Consider the following 18,218-nt stretch of genomic DNA (forward strand, 5'->3'; position numbering starts at 1 on the left):
ACGCATTCCTCGGTACCTTCACTGGCTGGGTACTTGGGGGGAGATACCGCGCGCCAGTACCTTTCAGTATTGGTCATGTTCGTGGGGCGTCCAGACAGGGCTGGCGGTTTTTTAAACAGATTTGGAATACCCTCGCCGTCCTTGAGCACCTAGGTGCCTGCGACCTGGCGCAAGATCGCCAGGGTGTCGTCGATCACCGTCGAACTCGTGTAGAAGTGCGGGGAAAAACGGATACCTCCGCCACGCTGGGCGCAAATGACCCGCTCCTGGCGAAGCGTTTCGAAGAGTGTCCGGCTGTCCTGGCCGTCCAGGCTGAAGGTCAGGATACCCGCGCGTCGGCTCGGGTTCCGCGGACTGTGCAGGCGTACCCCGGGAATTCCCGACAGACCGTCCTGTAGCCACTGGACGCGCTCGGCGATGTCTCTGCCGACCCGCTCCATGCCGACCTCCTCCAACAGCCCCAGGCTGGCCTCCAGGGCCATCGCGCCGAGCATGTTCGGGCTGCCGCATTCGAAGCGCCGGGCGCTGCGCGCCGGCCGCCAGTCGCGACGCTCGTAATCGAGGGCATGTTCCAGCATGTGCCAGCCATATTCGTGCAGCGCCAGGCGCTCGCGCTGCTCGGGATGGCAATAGAAGACGCCCAGCCCTTCGGGGCCGAGCATCCACTTGTGCCCATCGGCCATGGCGAAGGCACAATCGTAGGCCTGTACGTCGAAGGGCAGGGCGCCGAGCTGCTGGATCGCGTCGATGCAGAACAGCACGCCGCGGCGGCGACATCCCGTGCCGATGCGCTCCAGGTCAAGGCGCAGGCCGCTGGCGTACTGCACCGCGCTGATCGACAGCAGGCGGGTGCGTGGGCCGCAGGCGGCGAGCAGGGCGCCCTCGGGGTCGTCGCCGGCGAGACCGACCTCGACCACTTCGACGCCGCGCGGGCGCAAGGCTTCCCAGACCACTCTATTGGAGGGGAACTCCTCGTTGCCGATGACGACCTGGTCGCCCTCTCGCCAATCCAGGCCGAAGGCTACGAAGGAAAGCGCCTCGGAGGTGTTCTTGACCAGTGCGAGGTCGCTGCCGGCGCGCGCATTGAGCAGTCGGGCAAGGCGCTCGCGCAGGCGATGTTCTATCTTCAGCCATTCCGGATAGTCGCTGGCGCCGTGGGCGACGTTCTCCCGGGCGAAGGCGCTCACCGCGTCGGCGGCGCGTCTAGGCCAGGGTGCGACCGCTGCGTGGTTGAGGTAGCGCAGACCGTTGGTCTGGTCGAATTCGTCCTGGTAACAATTCATCGTCGGATGTTCCGTGCATTTTCGTGCTGAATAGGCATAATACGCGGCTTCGATTTTTGACTCATTTTGACCTGACAGTCTTTTTATGCAGAAAGAGCCTCGCAAAGTTCGTGAATTTCGTCGCCGTGAACAGGAGATTCTCGATACCGCCCTCAAGCTGTTCCTCGAACAGGGGGAAGACAGCGTAACGGTCGAGATGATCGCGGATGCCGTCGGCATCGGCAAAGGCACGATCTACAAGCACTTCAAGTCCAAGGCGGAGATCTACCTGCGCCTGATGCTGGACTACGAGCGCGATCTCGCCGCCCTGTTCCATTCCGAAGACGTAGCCCGCGACAAGGAAGCCCTGTCGCGCGCCTACTTCGAGTTCCGCATGCGCGATCCGCAGCGCTACCGCCTGTTCGACCGCCTGGAAGAGAAGGTGGTGAAGACCAGCCAGGTGCCGGAGATGGTCGAGGAACTGCACAAGATCCGCGCCTCCAACTTCGAACGCCTGACCCAGCTGATCAAGGAGCGTATCGCCGACGGCAAGCTGGAGAATGTTCCGCCGTACTTCCATTATTGCGCTGCCTGGGCGTTGGTGCATGGCGCCGTGGCGCTGTACCACTCGCCGTTCTGGCGCGAGGTGCTGGAAGACCAGGAAGGTTTCTTCCACTTCCTGATGGATATCGGCGTGCGCATGGGCAACAAGCGCAAGCGCGAAGGCGACGCTCCCAGCGCCTGATGCCTGTGGTGCCGGGACGCAGTCACTGCGCCCCGCGCACTCTTTGCCGGCAGGGATATACTCGTCGCCCATCGATCCGCCGGCGGGACGTCGGCTGCCCATTTCCGGCGAATCCGCCGGCGGCACCGGCCCGCTGGCGGCTCCACGTTCGTTCAGGAGTTCTCCGATGAGTGTCCGTGAATTCCCTATCCACTACATCGAACCGGTGTTCCGGCCCCCGAGCGAGGCGCATTCGCTGATCCTCCCGGTGACCAATGGCTGTTCCTGGAACAAATGCGGCTTTTGCGAGATGTATACCCAGCCGCAAAAGAAATTTCGCGCCCGCGACGAGAACGAGGTACTGGAGGAGATCCGCCGCTGCGGCGAGCGCCTGATCGTCAAGCGGGTGTTTCTCGCCGATGGCGACGCCCTGGTATTGCCGACCCGCCGGCTGCTCGCGGTGCTGCAGGCGATTCGCGAGCACTTGCCGGAGGTGGAGCGGGTATCCAGCTACTGCCTGCCGCGCAACCTGCGCAGGAAGTCGGTCGACGAGTTGCGCGAACTGGCCGACGCCGGGCTGCGAATGGCCTATGTCGGCGCCGAGTCCGGCGACGACGAAGTGCTGGCACGGGTCAACAAGGGCGAGACCTATTCCTCTACCCTGGATGCGCTGGAAAAGCTTGGCGAGGCGGGGATCAGTCGTTCGGTGATGATCCTCAACGGTCTGGGCGGAATGACCCTGAGCGCGCAGCACGCGGACAACTCCGCGCGCCTGATGAACGCCGCCCAGCCGGAGTACCTGTCGACCCTGGTGGTGAGTTTCCCTACCGGCGAGCAGCGTTTCCGTGCTGGCTTCGCCGATTTCGAGGCGCTGGATCGGCGTGCCCTGTTCGTCGAGGTCGAACGCCTGTTGCAGGGATTGGAGCTCGAAGACACGGTATTTCGCAGCGACCACGCTTCCAACTATCTGGTGCTCAAGGGCGAGCTGGGTGCCGACAAGGCGCGCCTGCTGGCCGAGGTCCGCCAGGCCATCGAGCAGCCGCAGCACGCTGCCCTGCGCCAGGAGTGGCAGCGTGGCCTGTGATGGCGCGGAAGCTGCATCGGCTCGTCATTCGCCGGTTTTCCGACGCCGGCAGGGGAGATGACCGATGTTGCACCTGTTCCGTATTGCCCTGGCGATGCTCCTCCTGGGCAGCCTGTCCGCCTGCATGAAGCCCAGCGACCTGGCCGACGGCGCCGACTACTACCTGCGCGACGCCGGGGTGCTCGATCACAGCGCCAGCCAGCGCAGCAACAACCGGCGGATCCAGGCCGACTCCTTCATCTACATCGGCCAGGGCCCGTTCGTGCCGCCGGGCTACCGGTACGCGCGGCCGAACGTGGTGGCCGAGCAGGCCTTCGAAGGTTTCGTCGAGTATTTCCCGCTGGTGCGCCGCGCCAAGGCGCCGCTCGGCCTGGACGACGCGATGCGCGAGGCGCGTGCCGCCGGCGCCCACTACCTGCTGTACTGCCGTTTCGCCCGGGGCGACAACAGGATCGGCAACTGGGAGGAGTGGGAAGACGAAGAGGAACTCGGCCGGGTCGGGCGCGATCGCAGTGTCATCCAGGTCATGCTGATCGAGACCAGCACCCGTTTCCTGGTGGACAGCGCGACCATTCGCAGCCGCGGCGGTTTCCTGACGTTCTACGACGCCACCCCGGAAGACCTGCTGCGTCCGCCGCTGGAGCAATACGCCCAGGAATTGCTGGGCCTGAACAGTCGAGGAACAGGCTATGAGTGATACCGGCAAGGCCAACGACCTGCTGGCGCAGATCCCCAGGGGCGAAAAGAAGGGCCTGCCGCCCGTGCACCTGTGGAATCCGCCGTTCTGCGGCGACATCGACATGCGCATCGCCCGCGACGGCAGCTGGTTCTACCTGGGCACGCCGATCGGACGCAAGCCGATGGTGAAGCTGTTCTCCAGCATCATTCGCCGCGACGGCGACGACTATTTCCTGGTGACTCCGGTGGAAAAGGTCGGTATCCGCGTCGACGATGCGCCCTTCGTCGCGGTGACCCTGCAGGTGCAGGGCGAGGGCGGGGCGCAGGTACTGCGCTTCGCCACCAACGTCGAGGACGAGGTCGAGGCGGACGCCGGGCATCCGCTGCGCGTCGAGATCGACCCCCGCACCCAGGAACCCACGCCCTACCTGCGGGTGCGCGACAACCTCGAGGCGCTGGTGCATCGCAACGTGTTCTACCAACTGGTCGAGCTGGCGGTGCCGCGCCGGATCGACGGCATCGAATGGCTCGGCGTCTGGAGCCACGGCGAGTTCTTTCCCATCGGCCCGCAGCCGGACTGACAGGCGCAGCATGAAAAAAAGGCTCCCGAGGGAGCCTTTTTCGTTTGCCTTACATGTTGGGGTAGTTCGGCCCGCCGGTACCTTCCGGCGCCACCCAGGTGATGTTCTGCGCCGGGTCCTTGATGTCGCAGGTCTTGCAGTGCACGCAGTTCTGCGCGTTGATCTGGAAGCGCTTGCTGCCGTCGTCGTTGGCCACCACTTCGTACACGCCTGCCGGGCAGTAGCGCTGGGCCGGCTCGTCGTAGAGCGGCAGGTTCTTCTCGATCGGAATGCTCGCGTCGGCCAGCTTGAGGTGGATCGGCTGGTCTTCCTCGTGGTTGGTATTGGAGAGGAACACCGAGGACAGCTTGTCGAAGCTGAGCTTGCCGTCCGGCTTCGGGTAGTCGATCTTCGGCGCTTCGCTGGCCTTCTTCAGGCAGGCGTAGTCCGGCTTGTCGTCATGCAGGGTGACGGGGATCTTGCCGCCGAAGATGTTCTGGTCGATGAAGTTGAACGCGCCGCCGCCGATAGCGCCGAACTTGTGGATGGCCGCGCCGAAGTTGCGGCTGCGGAACAGTTCGTCGTACAACCAGCTGGCCTTGAACGCATCGACGTAGTTGGACAGCTCGTCGCCGCCTTCGCGGCCGGCGGCCAGGGCCTCGGCGATCGCGTCGGCGGCGAGCATGCCGGACTTCATCGCGGTGTGGCTGCCCTTGATCTTGGCGAAGTTCAGGGTGCCGAGGTCGCAACCGATCAGCGCGCCGCCGGGGAAGACCATCTTCGGCAGCGAATTCAGGCCGCCCTTGCAGATGGCCCGGGCGCCGTAGGCCACGCGCTTGCCGCCTTCCAGGTACTGCTTGACCACCGGGTGGTGCTTGTAGCGCTGGAACTCGTCGAACGGCGACAGGTGCGGGTTGCTGTAGGACAGGTCGATGATCAGGCCGACGAACACCTGGTTGTTCTCCAGGTGGTAGAGGAACGAGCCGCCGGTATTTTCGTCGTTCAGCGGCCAGCCGGCGGTATGGACCACCAGGCCGGGCTTGTGCTTGGACGGGTCGATGTCCCAGATTTCCTTGATGCCGATACCGTAGTGCTGGGCATCGGCCTCGCTGTCCAGGTTGTATTTCTTGATCAGTTGCTTGCCGATGTGCCCGCGGCAGCCTTCGGCGAACAGGGTGTACTTGGCCCGCAGCTCCATGCCGGGGGTGTAGTAGCCTTCTTTCGGGTTGCCTTCGCGGTCGACGCCGAGGTCGCCGGTGACGATGCCGCGGACCACGCCGTTCTCGTCGATCAGCGCTTCCTGGGCGGCGAAGCCCGGATAGATCTCCACGCCCAGTCCTTCGGCCTGCTGGGCCAGCCAGCGGCAGAGGTTGCCCAGGGAGATGATATAGTTGCCCTCGTTGTGCATGGTCTTGGGCACGAAGAAGTTGGGCACCTTGGTAGCGCTCTCGGCGCTCTTCAGGACGTAGATGTCGTCGCCGGTCACCGGAGTATTGAGCGGCGCGCCGAGTTCCTTCCAGTCGGGGAACAGCTCGTTCAGCGCGCGCGGCTCGAACACCGCGCCGGAGAGGATGTGGGCGCCCACTTCGGAACCCTTCTCGACCACGCAGACGCTGATCTCTTGACCGGCTTCGGCGGCCTTCTGCTTCAGTCGGCATGCGGCGGACAGACCGGCGGGGCCGGCGCCGACGATGACGACGTCGAATTCCATGTATTCGCGTTCCACTATCGATCTCCTACTCAAGGCTCACGGTATCTGTTTATTGGTGGCTGAGATCTTTCCCTGATCAGAGCGGGCGCATTATATATAGCTGCATGGGCAGGTCCAATACAAACGTTTGTTTGAATTCTTTGGAAGCCTGATAGAATCGGCATTCGAGGGGGGGAAACCACCCTTTTGCCGTATTGACCGAAAAGGGTGATCCGGTCAAGATACGGGCGGTTTTGCGGTCGCTGTCTAGCAGAGTGTCGGTTTCCGGCCGGCGAGCATCACCGGCCAGGCCTGTCTGGCGACATCCTTATTCACCGGAGAATAACGAGGAATCCATGAAGGTTCTTGTAGCAGTCAAACGAGTGGTCGACTACAACGTCAAGGTCCGCGTCAAGGCGGACAACTCCGGCGTCGACCTCGCCAACGTCAAGATGTCCATGAACCCCTTCTGCGAAATCGCCGTGGAAGAAGCCGTACGCCTGAAAGAGAAAGGCGTGGCTACCGAGATCGTCGCTGTCTCCGTCGGCCCGACCGCCGCCCAGGAGCAACTGCGCACCGCGCTGGCGCTGGGCGCTGACCGTGCGATCCTGGTGGAGAGCAACGACGAGCTGAACTCCCTGGCCGTGGCCAAGCTGCTCAAGGCCGTGGTCGACAAGGAGCAGCCGCAGCTGGTGATCCTCGGCAAGCAGGCCATCGACAGCGACAACAACCAGACCGGCCAGATGCTCGCCGCGCTGACCGGCTACGCCCAGGGCACCTTCGCCTCCAAGGTCGAGGTCGCTGGCGACAAGGTCAACGTGACCCGCGAGATCGATGGCGGTCTGCAGACCGTCGCGCTGAACCTGCCGGCCATCGTCACCACCGACCTGCGCCTGAACGAGCCGCGCTACGCGTCGCTGCCGAACATCATGAAAGCCAAGAAGAAGCCGCTGGACGTGGTGACCCCGGACGCCCTGGGCGTTTCCACCGCTTCCACCGTGAAGACCCTGAAGGTCGAGGCGCCGGCTGCACGCTCCGCTGGCATCAAGGTCAAGTCCGTGGCTGAACTGGTAGAGAAACTGAAGAACGAGGCGAAGGTAATCTAATGGCTATCCTGGTTATCGCTGAGCACAACAACGCGGCCCTGGCGGCTGCCACCCTGAACACCGTTGCCGCTGCCAAGGCCATTGGCGGCGACATCCACGTGCTGGTCGCCGGACAGAACGTTGCCGCCGTGGCCGAAGCCGCCGCCAAGGTCGAGGGCGTCTCCAAGGTGCTGGTCGCCGACAACGCCGCCTACGCCCATCAACTGCCGGAAAACGTCGCACCGCTGATCGCCGAGCTGGGCAAGAACTACAGCCACGTGCTGGCCCCGGCTACCACCAACGGCAAGAACTTCCTGCCGCGCGTCGCCGCGCTGCTGGACGTCGACCAGATCTCCGAGATCGTCGAAGTGGTCAGCCCCGACACCTTCAAGCGTCCGATCTACGCCGGTAACGCCATCGCTACCGTGCAGTCCTCGGCTGCGGTCAAGGTGATCACCGTGCGTACCACCGGCTTCGACGCCGTCGCCGCCGAAGGCGGTTCGGCTGCCGTCGAGCAGGTTTCCGGCCCGGCCGATGCCGGCAAGTCCGCCTTCGTCGGCGAAGAGCTGGCCAAGTCCGACCGTCCGGAACTGACCGCTGCCAAGATCGTGGTCTCCGGCGGCCGCGGCATGCAGAACGGCGACAACTTCAAGATCCTCTACGCCCTGGCCGACAAGCTGGGTGCCGCAGTCGGCGCTTCCCGCGCCGCGGTCGACGCCGGTTTCGTGCCGAACGACATGCAGGTCGGCCAGACCGGCAAGATCGTCGCCCCGCAGCTGTACATCGCGGTAGGTATCTCCGGTGCCATCCAGCACCTGGCGGGCATGAAGGACTCGAAGGTGATCGTCGCGATCAACAAGGACGAAGAGGCGCCGATCTTCCAGGTCGCCGACTACGGCCTGGTCGCCGACCTGTTCGACGCCGTACCGGAGCTGGAAAAGGCCGTCTGAGCCCGATTCCAAGCCGACAAGACCCGCTCCCCGGAGCGGGTTTTTTTATGTCCGGGCTGCGACGCGTGACCCTTTGGTCACGATTCCTGCCTTCGGTCCGCCCAAGCGGAGGTGTCTCATTTACAATGCGCGACGTCTCTAGCTCCTGAATGTGCTTTTCCGGCATCTAGCAACCGAGGTTTTCATGATCATCAAACCGCGCGTGCGTGGCTTCATCTGCGTCACTACCCATCCGGCAGGCTGCGAGGCCAACGTCAAGCAACAGATCGACTACGTCGAGGCCAAGGGCCCCGTCGTCAACGGACCGAAGAAGGTCCTGGTCATCGGTTCCTCCACCGGCTATGGCCTGGCTGCCCGCATCACCGCCGCGTTCGGTTCCGGCGCCGATACCCTCGGGGTGTTCTTCGAGCGTCCGGGCAGCGAGAGCAAGCCGGGCACCGCCGGCTGGTACAACTCGGCGGCCTTCGAGAAGTTCGCCCACGAGAAAGGCCTGTATGCCCGCAGCATCAATGGCGACGCTTTCTCCGACGAGGTGAAGCGGTTGACCATCGAGACCATCAAGCGCGATCTCGGCAAGGTCGACCTGGTGGTCTACAGCCTGGCCGCGCCGCGCCGTACCCATCCGAAGAGCGGCGAAGTGTTCTCCTCGACCCTCAAGCCGATCGGCAAGTCGGTCAGCTTCCGTGGCCTGGACACCGACAAGGAAGTGATCAAGGACGTGGTCCTGGAGGCGGCCAGCGACCAGGAAGTCGCCGATACCGTTGCGGTGATGGGCGGCGAGGACTGGCAGATGTGGATCGACGCGCTGCTGGAAGCCGACGTGCTGGCCGACGGCGCGAAGACCACCGCGTTCACCTACCTGGGCGAGAAGATCACCCACGACATCTACTGGAACGGTTCCATCGGCGCGGCCAAGAAGGATCTCGACCAGAAGGTCCTCGGTATCCGCGACAAGCTCGCCCCTCTGGGCGGCGATGCGCGCGTGTCGGTGCTCAAGGCGGTGGTGACCCAGGCCAGCTCGGCGATCCCGATGATGCCGCTGTACCTGTCGCTGCTGTTCAAGGTGATGAAGGAGCAGGGCACCCACGAAGGTTGCATCGAGCAGGTCGACGGCCTGTACCGGGAGAGCCTGTACGGCGCCGAGCCGCGCCTCGACGAGGAAGGCCGCCTGCGTGCCGACTACAAGGAACTGCAGCCGGAAGTGCAGTCCCGTGTCGAGGAGCTGTGGGACAAGGTAACCAACGAGAACCTTTACGAGTTGACCGACTTCGCCGGCTACAAGAGCGAGTTCCTCAACCTGTTCGGTTTCGAGGTCGCTGGGGTCGACTACGAGCAGGACGTCAACCCGGACGTGCAGATCGCCAACCTGATCCAGGCCTGAGGCCTGTATCCGAGCCGTCCTCGCGACGGCTCCCGCTCCCCCGAACCGGCGCCCAGGCGCCGGTTCGCGTTTTCAGCGACCGGCCACCTGGGCGTTCCGTACGCCGTCGAGGAAGGCCTGGTAGTGCTGCGCGGTTTCCTCCGGGCGTTCGACCATCGGCACGTGTCCGCAGTTTTCCATGATCACCACGCTGGGCCGCTTCAGCAGCGGACGCATCACCTCGATGCTGGAGACGTCCAGCACGCGGTCGCGGTCGCCCCATAGCAGCAGGGTCGGTGCCTCGATCTTCGGCAGTTCCGGCTCCAGCGGGATGTAGCGCTGGCGCAGTTGTTCGAATATCTGCGCGTTGAACGCCGACGCGGCTACCGCGCGTTCGCCGAGGTAGCGCTTGAGCGGCGCCGGCAGCGGCGGTTGCTGGACGAACACGAAGTCGAGCAGCTTCTGGAAGTCTTCCGGCTGGCGCACCACCAGGGGATTCTCGCCGCGCTCCAGGTCCTCGAACAGTTCGCTCTTGCGCGCCGGCATTACCCCGGCGTTGTCGATCAGCGCCAGCGATAGCACCTGTTCCGGATGGCGCGCCGCGTAGAGCGCGGCGATGTGCCCGCCCATGGAGTTGCCGGCCAGGTGCAGGCGGCGCACGCCGATGGCGGCGGCGAAATTGGCGACTCGCTCGGCCTGGGTGCCGACGTCGTAGCTGGCCTGTTGCGGCTTGCTGCTGTCGCCGAAGCCGGGCAGGTCGAGGGCGACCACATGGTAGCGCTCGGTCAGCGGCCGGGCGAAGCGCAGCCAGTTGTCCTTGTCGGCGCCGAAGCCGTGGATCAGCAACAGGGTCGGGTTCTTTTCCGAGCCGCCTTCCAGGTAGGCGATCTCCAGGTTGTCGACCTGCACGCTGTGCTCGCTGAGACCGGCGAGGCCGCGCTCGACGGTGCGTACGCTGGCGAGGAGGGTAGCCGGGACGAAGTAGAGGACGCCGGCGGCGACCGCCAGCAGCAGAACCAGACCGAGGAGGAATCGTTTCATGGGTGTCCGAAGGCTTCAGGAAAAAAGGGGCCAGCGCTGAACGCTAGCCGTGCCGGCCCGCTGTCGCAAGCCTTGCGACGAGTCTAGGCGTGCTGCCGGTGGTCGGCGCCGAACCTAAGGACGGCGGTTCATTCGCCGGGTCGATAGAGATGTCGATGCTCGGCGCGGTACAGCGAAGAGTCGGCGAAGCCTTCGGCGGCCAGCACCTCGCCGACCAGGATCAGCGCGGTGCGACGGAAATTCCTGGCGGCGACCTTGGGCAGGATGTCGCCGAGGGTGCCGCGAACCTGTTCCTGGTCGGGCCAACTGGCCCGGTGGATCACCGCGACCGGGCAGTCGGCGCCGTAGTGCGGCAGCAGTTCCTCGACGATCTTCGCCAGGTGGGCGACGCCCAGGTGGATCGCCAGGGTCGCCCGGTGCCGCGCCAGGTCGCCCAGGCTCTCGCCTTCCGGCATCTTCGTGCGTGCGGCGTAGCGGGTCAGGATCAGCGTCTGGGACACTTCGGGCAGGGTCAGCTCGCAGCCGAGCAGGGCGGCACAGGCGGCGGTGGCGGTGACTCCGGGGACGATCTCATAGGGGATGCCGAGTTCGCGCAGGTGGCGAATCTGCTCGCCGATGGCGCCGTACAGGGAGGGATCGCCGGAATGCACGCGGGCTACGTCGAGGCCGCGGCGATGGGCTTGCGCGAGTAGCTCGACGATCTGTTCGAGGTCCAGCTCGGCGGTGTTCACCACCTGGCCGGCCTGGTGCCCCTCGAGCAGCGCTTGCGGAACCAGCGAGCCGGCGTAGAGGATCACCGGGCACTGGCGGATCAGGCGCTGCCCCTTGACGGTGATCAGGTCGGGGTCGCCGGGACCGGCGCCGATGAAATAGACGGTCATGGGAGTTCTCGTTCGGTGAGAAGACGTGCCAGGGCGATGCTCGCCCGATCATCGCTGCGTTTCGCCCCGAGCAGATCGGCGCGACTGCCACCCAGGCGTTCGGCCAGGGCCAGGGCGGCGGCCTCGGCGACGCTGGAGCAGCCGGTTTCGCGCAGCGCGACGGCGGAGGGGCTGAGCAGGCGCGGCTCGTAGTCGTGCAGGACGGCGGGCGCCAGGAAATGCACGGGGCGTTCTAGCAGCGTGGCCAGTTGCCGCAGGCCGGGTTCGTCGCGTTTGCCGTCGATGCTGGCGAGGGCGTCCAGGTCGGCCAGGCTGCGCCCGTGTTCGCCCAGCGTTCGCTCCAGCAGCGCGCGTAGATGCTCGGCGCTACAGCCTCGGCGGCAGCCGATGCCGGCGATCAGCAGGCTGGGGATGGGCAGGGGCATGCGCGCACCGGAGGAGATGGAAGGAGAGGCACTATGGACCCGCGACCGGCAAGGGTCGCGGGTGGCAGGAGGTCAGGCGTCGACGCCGCCCCGGTTGCGCCGGAACAGCCAGGCAGCGGCCAGGCCGAGGGCGGCCCAGAACAGCGCATTGCTGACCAGCGAGGCGATCACGAAACGCTGGGCCAGGGCTTCCGGCGCCAGGCTGGCATGGACCTCGGGCTGCGGCGCGCCGAACAGGTGCGGCAGCGCCAGCAGGACGGCGCCGACCAGCTTCAGCGGCCAGTTGCCGCCGAACACCAGCAGGGCCAGGCCCACCGCGGTGGCGGCGGCGGTGGCGATCCACCAGTACTGGCGTTGCACCAGGTCGGCCGCGGCGGTACCCGGCAGCTCCGGCGGCAGGCCCAGCGACGGCGCAAGGCAGAACACCGCGTAGCCGGCCAGGCCCCAGAGCAGGCCCTGCCAGGTCTGGCCCGGCGCGCGCAGGGTGAAGAGGCCGGCGAGCATCAGGGCGAAGCCGACCGCCACCACCAGGTTGCCGCCGGTGGTGGAGAGGGTACGCTGCCAGCCGTCCTCCGGCTCCCAGGCCTCCTCGTCGTGGACATGGGCGGCGACGCCGGGGGCGTGTTCGTGGGGCTGGGTCGCGACCGGCTCGCTCTTCTCGTAGGTCTCCGCCTCGAGGATCAGCGGGGTGACCCAGAGAATCTGCAGCAGGGTCAGCAGCAGGGCGGCGAGCAGGCCGGCGAAGCCGGCGGTCTGGGCGATGCGCTTGATCATTCTGGTTCTCTCGCGACTCAGTGGCAGGGGAAGCCGGAGCTGTGCCGGGTATCGTGGGCGGCGTTGTGTACCGCGTCGATGTGCGAGAAACCGGCGAAATAGACCAGCAGCGCGCCGAGCAGGCCGGCGCCGATGGCCAGGCTCAGTCGCTTCGACAGGGAGGTGGTGGAGCTGGCGTGCGCCAGGGTGCTGCTGGACATGGTGCGTTCCCTCTGGATTGGCATGGGCGTGGCAGAGGAGTACGCACGAGGAACGGGACCGGACGGCCCGCTTCACGCTTGCGCCCGCCCACCGCGGGTGAATCAAACGAAAGGTTCCAGGCCGGTCTCCGGGCTCGCGCGCGATGCGCTTACCGTTGCGGGGGCAGCGCCGGACTGGCTCGGAGAGCGTCACCGGCTTCCCGTTTCACCTCGTGCGCGCCGGCACGAGACACCTGGGACAACCCGCCTAGGACAGCATGAAGGACCGCCGGGCGTCAACCGGCCCGATTGACCCTGGCCCGCGCACTGCGTAGCCTTGCCGGTTCGAGGTTCCTCGCCGGCGACGGCGGGGCTAAGAGGGAACGCGGTCGATGCCGCGGCTGCCCCCGCAACTGTGAACGGCGATCGTTCCCCAATGCCACTGCGTGACGCGGGAAGGCGGGGAACCGGCGGAGACGCCAGACCGTGAGCCAGGAGACCTGCCTCGTCGATCCCGTGGCGCGATGCCCGGGGACAAGACTTCCATACAACCGGGCGGGGTGATCCGGTGGCGAATCCGTTGCGCGGCCCCTGCGTCCGCGCCACTCGTCCGCATGCCCGCCGAGCTGAACAAGGGCTGCCCATGAAAACCCTGGCGAAACTCCCCGTCACCATCGTCACCGGCTTCCTCGGCGCCGGCAAGACCACCTTGCTCCGGCACATGCTGGACAACGCCGAAGGCCGGCGCATCGCGGTGATCGTCAACGAGTTCGGCGAACTCGGCATCGACGGCGAGATCCTCAAGCAATGTTCCATCGGTTGCAGCGAAGAAGAGGCGCAGGGCCGCGTTTTCGAGCTGGCCAACGGTTGCCTGTGCTGCACCGTGCAGGAAGAGTTCTTCCCGGTGATGCGCGAGCTGGTGGCGCGCCGCGGCGACCTTGACCAGATCCTCATCGAGACCAGCGGCCTGGCCCTGCCCAAGCCGCTGGTGCAGGCTTTCCAGTGGCCGGAAATCCGCAACGCCTGCACGGTCGACGCGGTGATCACCGTGGTCGACAGCCCGGCGGTGGCGGCCGGCACCTTCGCCGCCCATCCCGAGCAGGTGGACCAGCAACGCCGCCAGGACCCCAACCTCGACCATGAATCGCCGCTGCACGAACTGTTCGAGGACCAGTTGGCCAGCGCCGACCTGGTGATCCTGAACAAGGCCGACCAGCTCGACGCCGAGGCCCTGGCGCGGGTCCGCGCGGAGATCGCCGGGGAGCTGCCGGCGGCGGTGAAGATCGTCGAGGCGAGCCGGGGCGAGCTGCCGCTCCCGGTCTTGCTGGGCCTCAACGCCGAGGCCGAGCTGCACATCGACGGCCGGCCGACCCACCACGACCACGAAGGCCACGAGGACCACGACCACGACGAGTTCGACTCCTTCCACGTCGATCTCCCCGAGGTGGAGGAGTCTGCGCTGCTCGAGGCCCTCGGCGAACTGGTGGAGCGTCACGACATACTTCGCATCAAGGGGTTCGCCGCCATTCCGGGCAAGCCCATGCGCCTGTTGGTGCAGGGCGTCGGCAAGCGCTTCGACAGGCATTTCGACCGCAAGTGGCTGGCCGACGAAGCCCGCAGTACCCGGCTGGTGGTGATCGGCCAGGAGCTGGACCAGGCCGCCATCGCCAACCAGCTGCGCACAGCGCTTGCCTGATCCGTGATCCCCGGCCGGGGCCGGCGATGGCGATTCGCCGGCCCCAGCTTCTTGCGTCCTACCGGTAGAACGTCCATGCACCTGTTGCGCACCCAACCTGGCGGCTTCGTTCCCGACGACGGCATCGCCCACCTGGCCCAGACTCCCGCCGAGCTGGTGATCCTCTGCAGCGGCGATTCGCACCTGGCATTGCTGGCCGAGGCCGCCCGTGCGCTGCCGGACGACTACCCGAGCCTGCGCCTGGCCAACCCCATGCAGTTGCAGAACCACGCCTCGGTGGACCTCTACGTCGAGGAAGTGCTGCGGCACGCACGGGTGATCCTGCTTTCGCTGCACGGCGGCATCGGCTACTGGCGCTACGGCGTGGAGCAACTGGTGGCGCTGGCCGAGCGCGGCGCGCTGCTGATCCCGGTGCCCGGCGACGACCGCCCCGACCCGGAGCTGAGCGCCCTCGGCAACCTGCCGGCGGAGCAGGCCGAGCGCTTCTGGCAATACTTGCGCCAGGGTGGCCTGGAGAACGCCGGGCAGTTCTACCGCTGCCTGGCCAGCCAGTGCCTCGGCCGCGACTACGCCTGGCGCGAACCGCAGGCGCTGCCGCGGGTGGCGCTGTTCCATCCACGGCATGCCGAGGCGACCCTGGAACACTGGCGTGCCGACTGGCAGGCCGGGCGTCCGGTGGTCGCGTTGCTGTTCTATCGCACCCACCTGCAGGCAGCCAACACCGCCTTCATCGCACGCTTCTGCGAACGCCTCGCGGCGCAGGGGCTCAACCCGTTGCCGATCGCGCTGGCCAGCCTCAAGGAAAGCACCTGCCTGGCGCAGGTGGAAGACTGGCTGGAGCGCAGCGACGCCGCGCTGATCGTCAATACCACCGGTTTCGCCCAGTCCAATCCGGAGGCGCCCGAGTTGCGTCCGTTCCGTCGCGACGTGCCGGTGTTGCAGGCGATCTGCTCGCTGGACAACCGCCCGCTCTGGCTGGACAACCCGCAAGGCCTGGGGCCGCGCGACCTGGCCATGCACGTGGCGCTGCCGGAGCTGGACGGACGTATCGTCACCCGGCCGATCAGTTTCAAGGGCCTGGCCTGGCGCAGCGAACGCAGCGAGAGCGACGTGGTCTGCTACCTCGCCGACGACGAGCGCATGGGTTTCGTCGCCGAACTGGCGCGGCGCTGGGCCGAGCTGGCGCGCAAGCCAAACGCGGAAAAACGGGTGGCGCTGGTGCTGGCCAACTACCCGACCCGCGATGGCCGGATCGGCAACGGCGTCGGCCTGGACACCCCGGCCGCGGCGCTGAACATCCTTCGTGCCCTGCGCCAGCAGGGCTACCCGGTCGACGGACTGCCCGCCAGCGGAACCGAGCTGATCCGCCAGTTGCTCGGCGGCGTCAGCAACGACCTGGAGCATCTCGACCTACGGCCCTGCGCCCAGAGCCTGGCGCTGGACGACTACCTGGCCTGCTTCGCACGCCTGCCGGAGCGCAATCGCCAGGCGGTGCTGGCGCGCTGGGGCGAGCCGCAACAGGACCCGATGTTCCGCGACGGACGGATGATGGTCGCCGGCCTGCGCTATGGCCTGACCTTCGTCGGCATCCAGCCGGCGCGCGGCTATCAGCTCGATCCGGCAGCGATCTACCACGATCCCGACCTGGTGCCGCCGCACGGCTACCTGGCGTTCTACTTCTGGCTGCGCCACGCCTACCGCGCCGATGCCCTGCTGCACGTCGGCAAGCACGGCAACCTGGAATGGCTGCCGGGCAAGGGAGTCGGCCTGTCCGCCGAATGCTGGCCGGACGCGTTGCTCGGTCCGCTGCCGAACATCTATCCGTTCATCGTCAACGACCCGGGGGAGGGCGCCCAGGCCAAGCGCCGCACCCAGGCGGTGATCATCGACCACCTGATGCCGCCGCTGACCCGCGCCGAGAGCTACGGCCCGTTGCGCGACCTGGAGCGCCTGGCCGACGAGTTCTACGACGCCTCGCTGCTCGACCCGCGCCGCGCCGAACAGTTGCGCGGCGAGATTCTCGTCCTCCTGCGCGACAACCGTCTCGACCGCGAGATCGGCTTGCAGCTCAGCGACGATCCGGACAGCTGGCTGCCGCAGCTGGACGCCTATCTCTGCGACCTGAAGGAGTCGCAGATCCGCGACGGCCTGCATGTGTTCGGCGAATCGCCGAGCGGGCGATTGCGCCTGGATACCCTGCTGGCGCTGCTGCGGGTTCCGCGCGGCGATGGCAAGGGCGCCAACGCCGGGTTGCTGAAGAGCCTGGCGGACGACCTTGGCCTGGGCTTCGATCCGCTGGCCTGCGACATGGGCGAGGCCTGGCAGGGCGCGCGGCCGGCCTGCCTGGAAGAGCGGGGCGGGGAGCCCTGGCGTACTCTCGGGGATACCCGCGAACGCCTGGAATTGCTGGCGTTGCACTGGATAGAACGCTGCCTGGGCGGCGAATCGCCGCCTGCCACCTGGCGTGCCAGCGGCGAGGTGTTGCGCGGCTTGTGCGAACAGGTGGCACCGACCCTGGACGCCTGTGGCGCGGCCGAGATCGACGGGCTGCTGGCAGCCCTCGAAGGGCGCTTCGTACCGGCCGGTCCGAGCGGCGCGCCGAGTCGCGGGCGACTCGACGTGCTGCCCACCGGACGCAACTTCTTCTCGGTGGACGTGCGCAACCTGCCGACCCCGACCGCCTGGCGCATCGGCTTCCAGTCGGCCAACCTGCTGCTCGAGCGTCACCTGCAGGAACATGGCGATCACCTGCGCCAGCTCGGCCTCTCGGTGTGGGGCACGGCGACCATGCGCACCGGCGGCGACGACATCGCCCAGGCCCTGGCCCTGCTCGGCGTGCGACCGGTCTGGCAGGCCGGCAGCCAGCGCGTCGCCGATTTCGAGATCCTCCCGGTCTCCCTGCTGGACCGCCCGCGGGTCGACGTGACGCTGCGGGTCTCCGGGTTCTTCCGCGACGCCTTCGCCAACCTGATCCGCCTGTTCGATGCGGCGGTGCAGGCGGTCGCCGAGCTGGACGAGGCGGAGGAGCTGAACCCGCTGGCCGCTCGCGTACGCCTGGAACGCCAGCGCCTCGAGGCGCAGGGCACGGCGCCGGCGGAGGCGCGCCGGCAGGCCGGCTGGCGGATCTTCGGCGCCAAGCCGGGTGCCTACGGCGCCGGCGTGCAGGGCGCAATCGAAGAGCGGCTGTGGGAGACCCGCGCCGACCTTGCCGAGGTCTACCTGAACTGGGGCGGCTACGCCTACGGTGCCGCCGACGACGGCACGCCGGCGCGGGAACGCTTCGCCCAGCGCCTGGAACGCCTGCAGGCGGTGCTGCACAACCAGGACAACCGCGAGCACGACCTGCTTGATTCCAACGACTACTACCAGTTCCAGGGCGGCATGCTGGCCGCGGTGGAAACCCTGCGCGGCGCGCCGGTGGCCAGTTACCACGGCGACCACAGCCAGCCGGACAACCCGCGCATCCGCACGCTCAAGGAAGAACTCAACCGGGTGGTGCGGGCGCGGGCGGTGAATCCGAAGTGGATCGCCGGGATGAAGCGCCACGGCTACAAGGGCGCCTTCGAACTGGCGGCGACGGTGGACTACCTGTGCGCCTTCGATGCCACCAGCGAGCTGATCGACGACCACCAGTACGCGCTGCTGGCCGACGCCTACCTGCTCGACGCGGAGACCCGCGAGTTCGTCCGCCAGCACAATCCGCAAGCCTTGCGCGACATGGCCGAGCGCCTGGTGGAGGCGCAGCGGCGCGGGCTCTGGCAGGAGCCGGGGGCCTATCGCGAGGCCTTGGAGAACCTGCTGCTGGACGTCGAAGAGGAATAGCGGAGCG

General features: G+C 66.8%; 16 protein-coding genes and 2 riboswitches. Of the genes, 9 read left to right on the top strand and 7 right to left on the bottom strand.

Annotated features, from left to right (window positions below; genetic code table 11):
* Positions 1–149 precede the first annotated feature (149 nt).
* The gene (locus VQ067_RS10750; RefSeq protein WP_003138612.1) at positions 150–1,283 is read right to left on the bottom strand and encodes an aminotransferase class V-fold PLP-dependent enzyme; all 1,134 of its coding nucleotides are present in this window, start codon (positions 1,281–1,283) and stop codon (positions 150–152) included.
* 85 nt (positions 1,284–1,368) lie between these two features.
* On the opposite strand from VQ067_RS10750, the gene VQ067_RS10755 reads away from it, so the two are divergent.
* The 4 genes from VQ067_RS10755 (at position 1,369) to VQ067_RS10770 (ending at position 4,329) form a co-directional block, all read left to right on the top strand.
* Positions 1,369–2,007, top strand: a complete 639-nt coding sequence (locus VQ067_RS10755) for a TetR/AcrR family transcriptional regulator (RefSeq protein ID WP_003091114.1) — start codon at positions 1,369–1,371, stop codon at positions 2,005–2,007.
* A gap of 166 nt (positions 2,008–2,173) precedes the next feature.
* Positions 2,174–3,070 carry a radical SAM protein gene (locus VQ067_RS10760; RefSeq protein WP_003091113.1) on the top strand — a complete coding sequence of 299 codons (897 nt, stop codon included), beginning with the start codon at positions 2,174–2,176 and terminating at the stop codon, positions 3,068–3,070.
* Between the two features lie 64 nt (positions 3,071–3,134).
* Positions 3,135–3,767: a DUF4823 domain-containing protein gene (locus tag VQ067_RS10765; RefSeq protein WP_003091112.1), complete on the top strand. Its 633-nt coding sequence runs from the start codon at positions 3,135–3,137 to the stop codon at positions 3,765–3,767.
* Positions 3,760–4,329 (top strand): DUF1285 domain-containing protein, encoded by a 570-nt coding sequence (locus tag VQ067_RS10770; RefSeq protein WP_009313837.1) that lies wholly within the window; start codon positions 3,760–3,762, stop codon positions 4,327–4,329. Before VQ067_RS10765 ends, VQ067_RS10770 begins: the two co-directional genes overlap by 8 nt.
* Before the next feature lie 49 nt (positions 4,330–4,378).
* On the opposite strand, the gene VQ067_RS10775 is transcribed toward VQ067_RS10770, so the two are convergent.
* Entirely contained in the window at positions 4,379–6,034 is a 1,656-nt protein-coding gene (locus tag VQ067_RS10775) for an electron transfer flavoprotein-ubiquinone oxidoreductase (protein WP_003091109.1), read from the bottom strand.
* 320 nt (positions 6,035–6,354) lie between these two features.
* Here VQ067_RS10775 and VQ067_RS10780 point away from each other — a divergent pair, with 320 nt between their 5' ends.
* The 3 genes from VQ067_RS10780 (at position 6,355) to fabV (ending at position 9,414) form a co-directional block, all read left to right on the top strand.
* Complete coding sequence (locus VQ067_RS10780; RefSeq protein WP_003091107.1) at positions 6,355–7,104, top strand: electron transfer flavoprotein subunit beta/FixA family protein; 750 nt, start codon at positions 6,355–6,357, stop codon at positions 7,102–7,104.
* Entirely contained in the window at positions 7,104–8,033 is a 930-nt protein-coding gene (locus VQ067_RS10785) for an electron transfer flavoprotein subunit alpha/FixB family protein (protein ID WP_003091099.1), read from the top strand. Before VQ067_RS10780 ends, VQ067_RS10785 begins: the two co-directional genes overlap by 1 nt.
* A 184-nt stretch (positions 8,034–8,217) precedes the next feature.
* Positions 8,218–9,414, top strand: a complete 1,197-nt coding sequence (gene fabV, locus VQ067_RS10790; protein WP_003102929.1) for an enoyl-ACP reductase FabV — start codon at positions 8,218–8,220, stop codon at positions 9,412–9,414.
* A 72-nt stretch (positions 9,415–9,486) separates the two neighbouring features.
* Here fabV and VQ067_RS10795 read toward each other — a convergent pair whose 3' ends face one another.
* The 5 genes from VQ067_RS10795 to VQ067_RS10815 form a co-directional block, all read right to left on the bottom strand.
* Complete coding sequence (locus VQ067_RS10795; protein WP_003091085.1) at positions 9,487–10,434, bottom strand: alpha/beta fold hydrolase; 948 nt, start codon at positions 10,432–10,434, stop codon at positions 9,487–9,489.
* A 128-nt stretch (positions 10,435–10,562) separates the two neighbouring features.
* Positions 10,563–11,315 (bottom strand): precorrin-4 C(11)-methyltransferase, encoded by a 753-nt coding sequence (cobM, locus tag VQ067_RS10800; protein ID WP_003102926.1) that lies wholly within the window; start codon positions 11,313–11,315, stop codon positions 10,563–10,565.
* Complete coding sequence (locus VQ067_RS10805; RefSeq protein WP_003110203.1) at positions 11,312–11,740, bottom strand: cobalamin biosynthesis protein; 429 nt, start codon at positions 11,738–11,740, stop codon at positions 11,312–11,314. Before VQ067_RS10805 ends, cobM begins: the two co-directional genes overlap by 4 nt.
* A 72-nt stretch (positions 11,741–11,812) precedes the next feature.
* Positions 11,813–12,514 carry a CbtA family protein gene (locus VQ067_RS10810; RefSeq protein ID WP_009313838.1) on the bottom strand — a complete coding sequence of 234 codons (702 nt, stop codon included), beginning with the start codon at positions 12,512–12,514 and terminating at the stop codon, positions 11,813–11,815.
* A 17-nt stretch (positions 12,515–12,531) separates the two neighbouring features.
* Entirely contained in the window at positions 12,532–12,714 is a 183-nt protein-coding gene (locus VQ067_RS10815) for a CbtB domain-containing protein (RefSeq protein ID WP_003091059.1), read from the bottom strand.
* Positions 12,715–12,816: 102 nt separating this feature from the next.
* A riboswitch (cobalamin riboswitch) is annotated at positions 12,817–12,966 on the bottom strand.
* Between the two features lie 58 nt (positions 12,967–13,024).
* Positions 13,025–13,215: riboswitch (cobalamin riboswitch) on the top strand.
* A gap of 121 nt (positions 13,216–13,336) precedes the next feature.
* Here VQ067_RS10815 and cobW point away from each other — a divergent pair.
* A complete protein-coding gene (gene cobW / locus VQ067_RS10820) occupies positions 13,337–14,389 on the top strand; it encodes a cobalamin biosynthesis protein CobW (RefSeq protein WP_009313839.1) in 1,053 nt (350 codons plus the stop codon).
* 75 nt (positions 14,390–14,464) lie between these two features.
* Entirely contained in the window at positions 14,465–18,211 is a 3,747-nt protein-coding gene (gene cobN / locus VQ067_RS10825) for a cobaltochelatase subunit CobN (protein WP_033990812.1), read from the top strand.
* Positions 18,212–18,218 lie beyond the last annotated feature (7 nt).

It is taken from the genome of Pseudomonas sp. KBN12P06040 (assembly GCF_037574965.1).
Classification (GTDB): domain Bacteria; phylum Pseudomonadota; class Gammaproteobacteria; order Pseudomonadales; family Pseudomonadaceae; genus Pseudomonas; species Pseudomonas aeruginosa.

What these genes read in the sequence shown, in the direction of transcription:
- VQ067_RS10815 (WP_003091059.1), bottom strand. Translation starts at nt 12,714, where the DNA reads ATGTCCAGCAGCACCCTGGCGCACGCCAGCTCCACCACCTCCCTGTCG.
- VQ067_RS10805 (WP_003110203.1), bottom strand. Translation starts at nt 11,740, where the DNA reads ATGCCCCTGCCCATCCCCAGCCTGCTGATCGCCGGCATCGGCTGCCGC.
- cobW (WP_009313839.1), top strand. Translation starts at nt 13,337, where the DNA reads ATGAAAACCCTGGCGAAACTCCCCGTCACCATCGTCACCGGCTTCCTC.
- VQ067_RS10795 (WP_003091085.1), bottom strand. Translation starts at nt 10,434, where the DNA reads ATGAAACGATTCCTCCTCGGTCTGGTTCTGCTGCTGGCGGTCGCCGCC.
- cobN (WP_033990812.1), top strand. Translation starts at nt 14,465, where the DNA reads ATGCACCTGTTGCGCACCCAACCTGGCGGCTTCGTTCCCGACGACGGC.
- VQ067_RS10785 (WP_003091099.1), top strand. Translation starts at nt 7,104, where the DNA reads ATGGCTATCCTGGTTATCGCTGAGCACAACAACGCGGCCCTGGCGGCT.
- fabV (WP_003102929.1), top strand. Translation starts at nt 8,218, where the DNA reads ATGATCATCAAACCGCGCGTGCGTGGCTTCATCTGCGTCACTACCCAT.
- cobM (WP_003102926.1), bottom strand. Translation starts at nt 11,315, where the DNA reads ATGACCGTCTATTTCATCGGCGCCGGTCCCGGCGACCCCGACCTGATC.
- VQ067_RS10760 (WP_003091113.1), top strand. Translation starts at nt 2,174, where the DNA reads ATGAGTGTCCGTGAATTCCCTATCCACTACATCGAACCGGTGTTCCGG.
- VQ067_RS10755 (WP_003091114.1), top strand. Translation starts at nt 1,369, where the DNA reads ATGCAGAAAGAGCCTCGCAAAGTTCGTGAATTTCGTCGCCGTGAACAG.
- VQ067_RS10770 (WP_009313837.1), top strand. Translation starts at nt 3,760, where the DNA reads ATGAGTGATACCGGCAAGGCCAACGACCTGCTGGCGCAGATCCCCAGG.
- VQ067_RS10810 (WP_009313838.1), bottom strand. Translation starts at nt 12,514, where the DNA reads ATGATCAAGCGCATCGCCCAGACCGCCGGCTTCGCCGGCCTGCTCGCC.
- VQ067_RS10765 (WP_003091112.1), top strand. Translation starts at nt 3,135, where the DNA reads ATGTTGCACCTGTTCCGTATTGCCCTGGCGATGCTCCTCCTGGGCAGC.
- VQ067_RS10780 (WP_003091107.1), top strand. Translation starts at nt 6,355, where the DNA reads ATGAAGGTTCTTGTAGCAGTCAAACGAGTGGTCGACTACAACGTCAAG.
- VQ067_RS10750 (WP_003138612.1), bottom strand. Translation starts at nt 1,283, where the DNA reads ATGAATTGTTACCAGGACGAATTCGACCAGACCAACGGTCTGCGCTAC.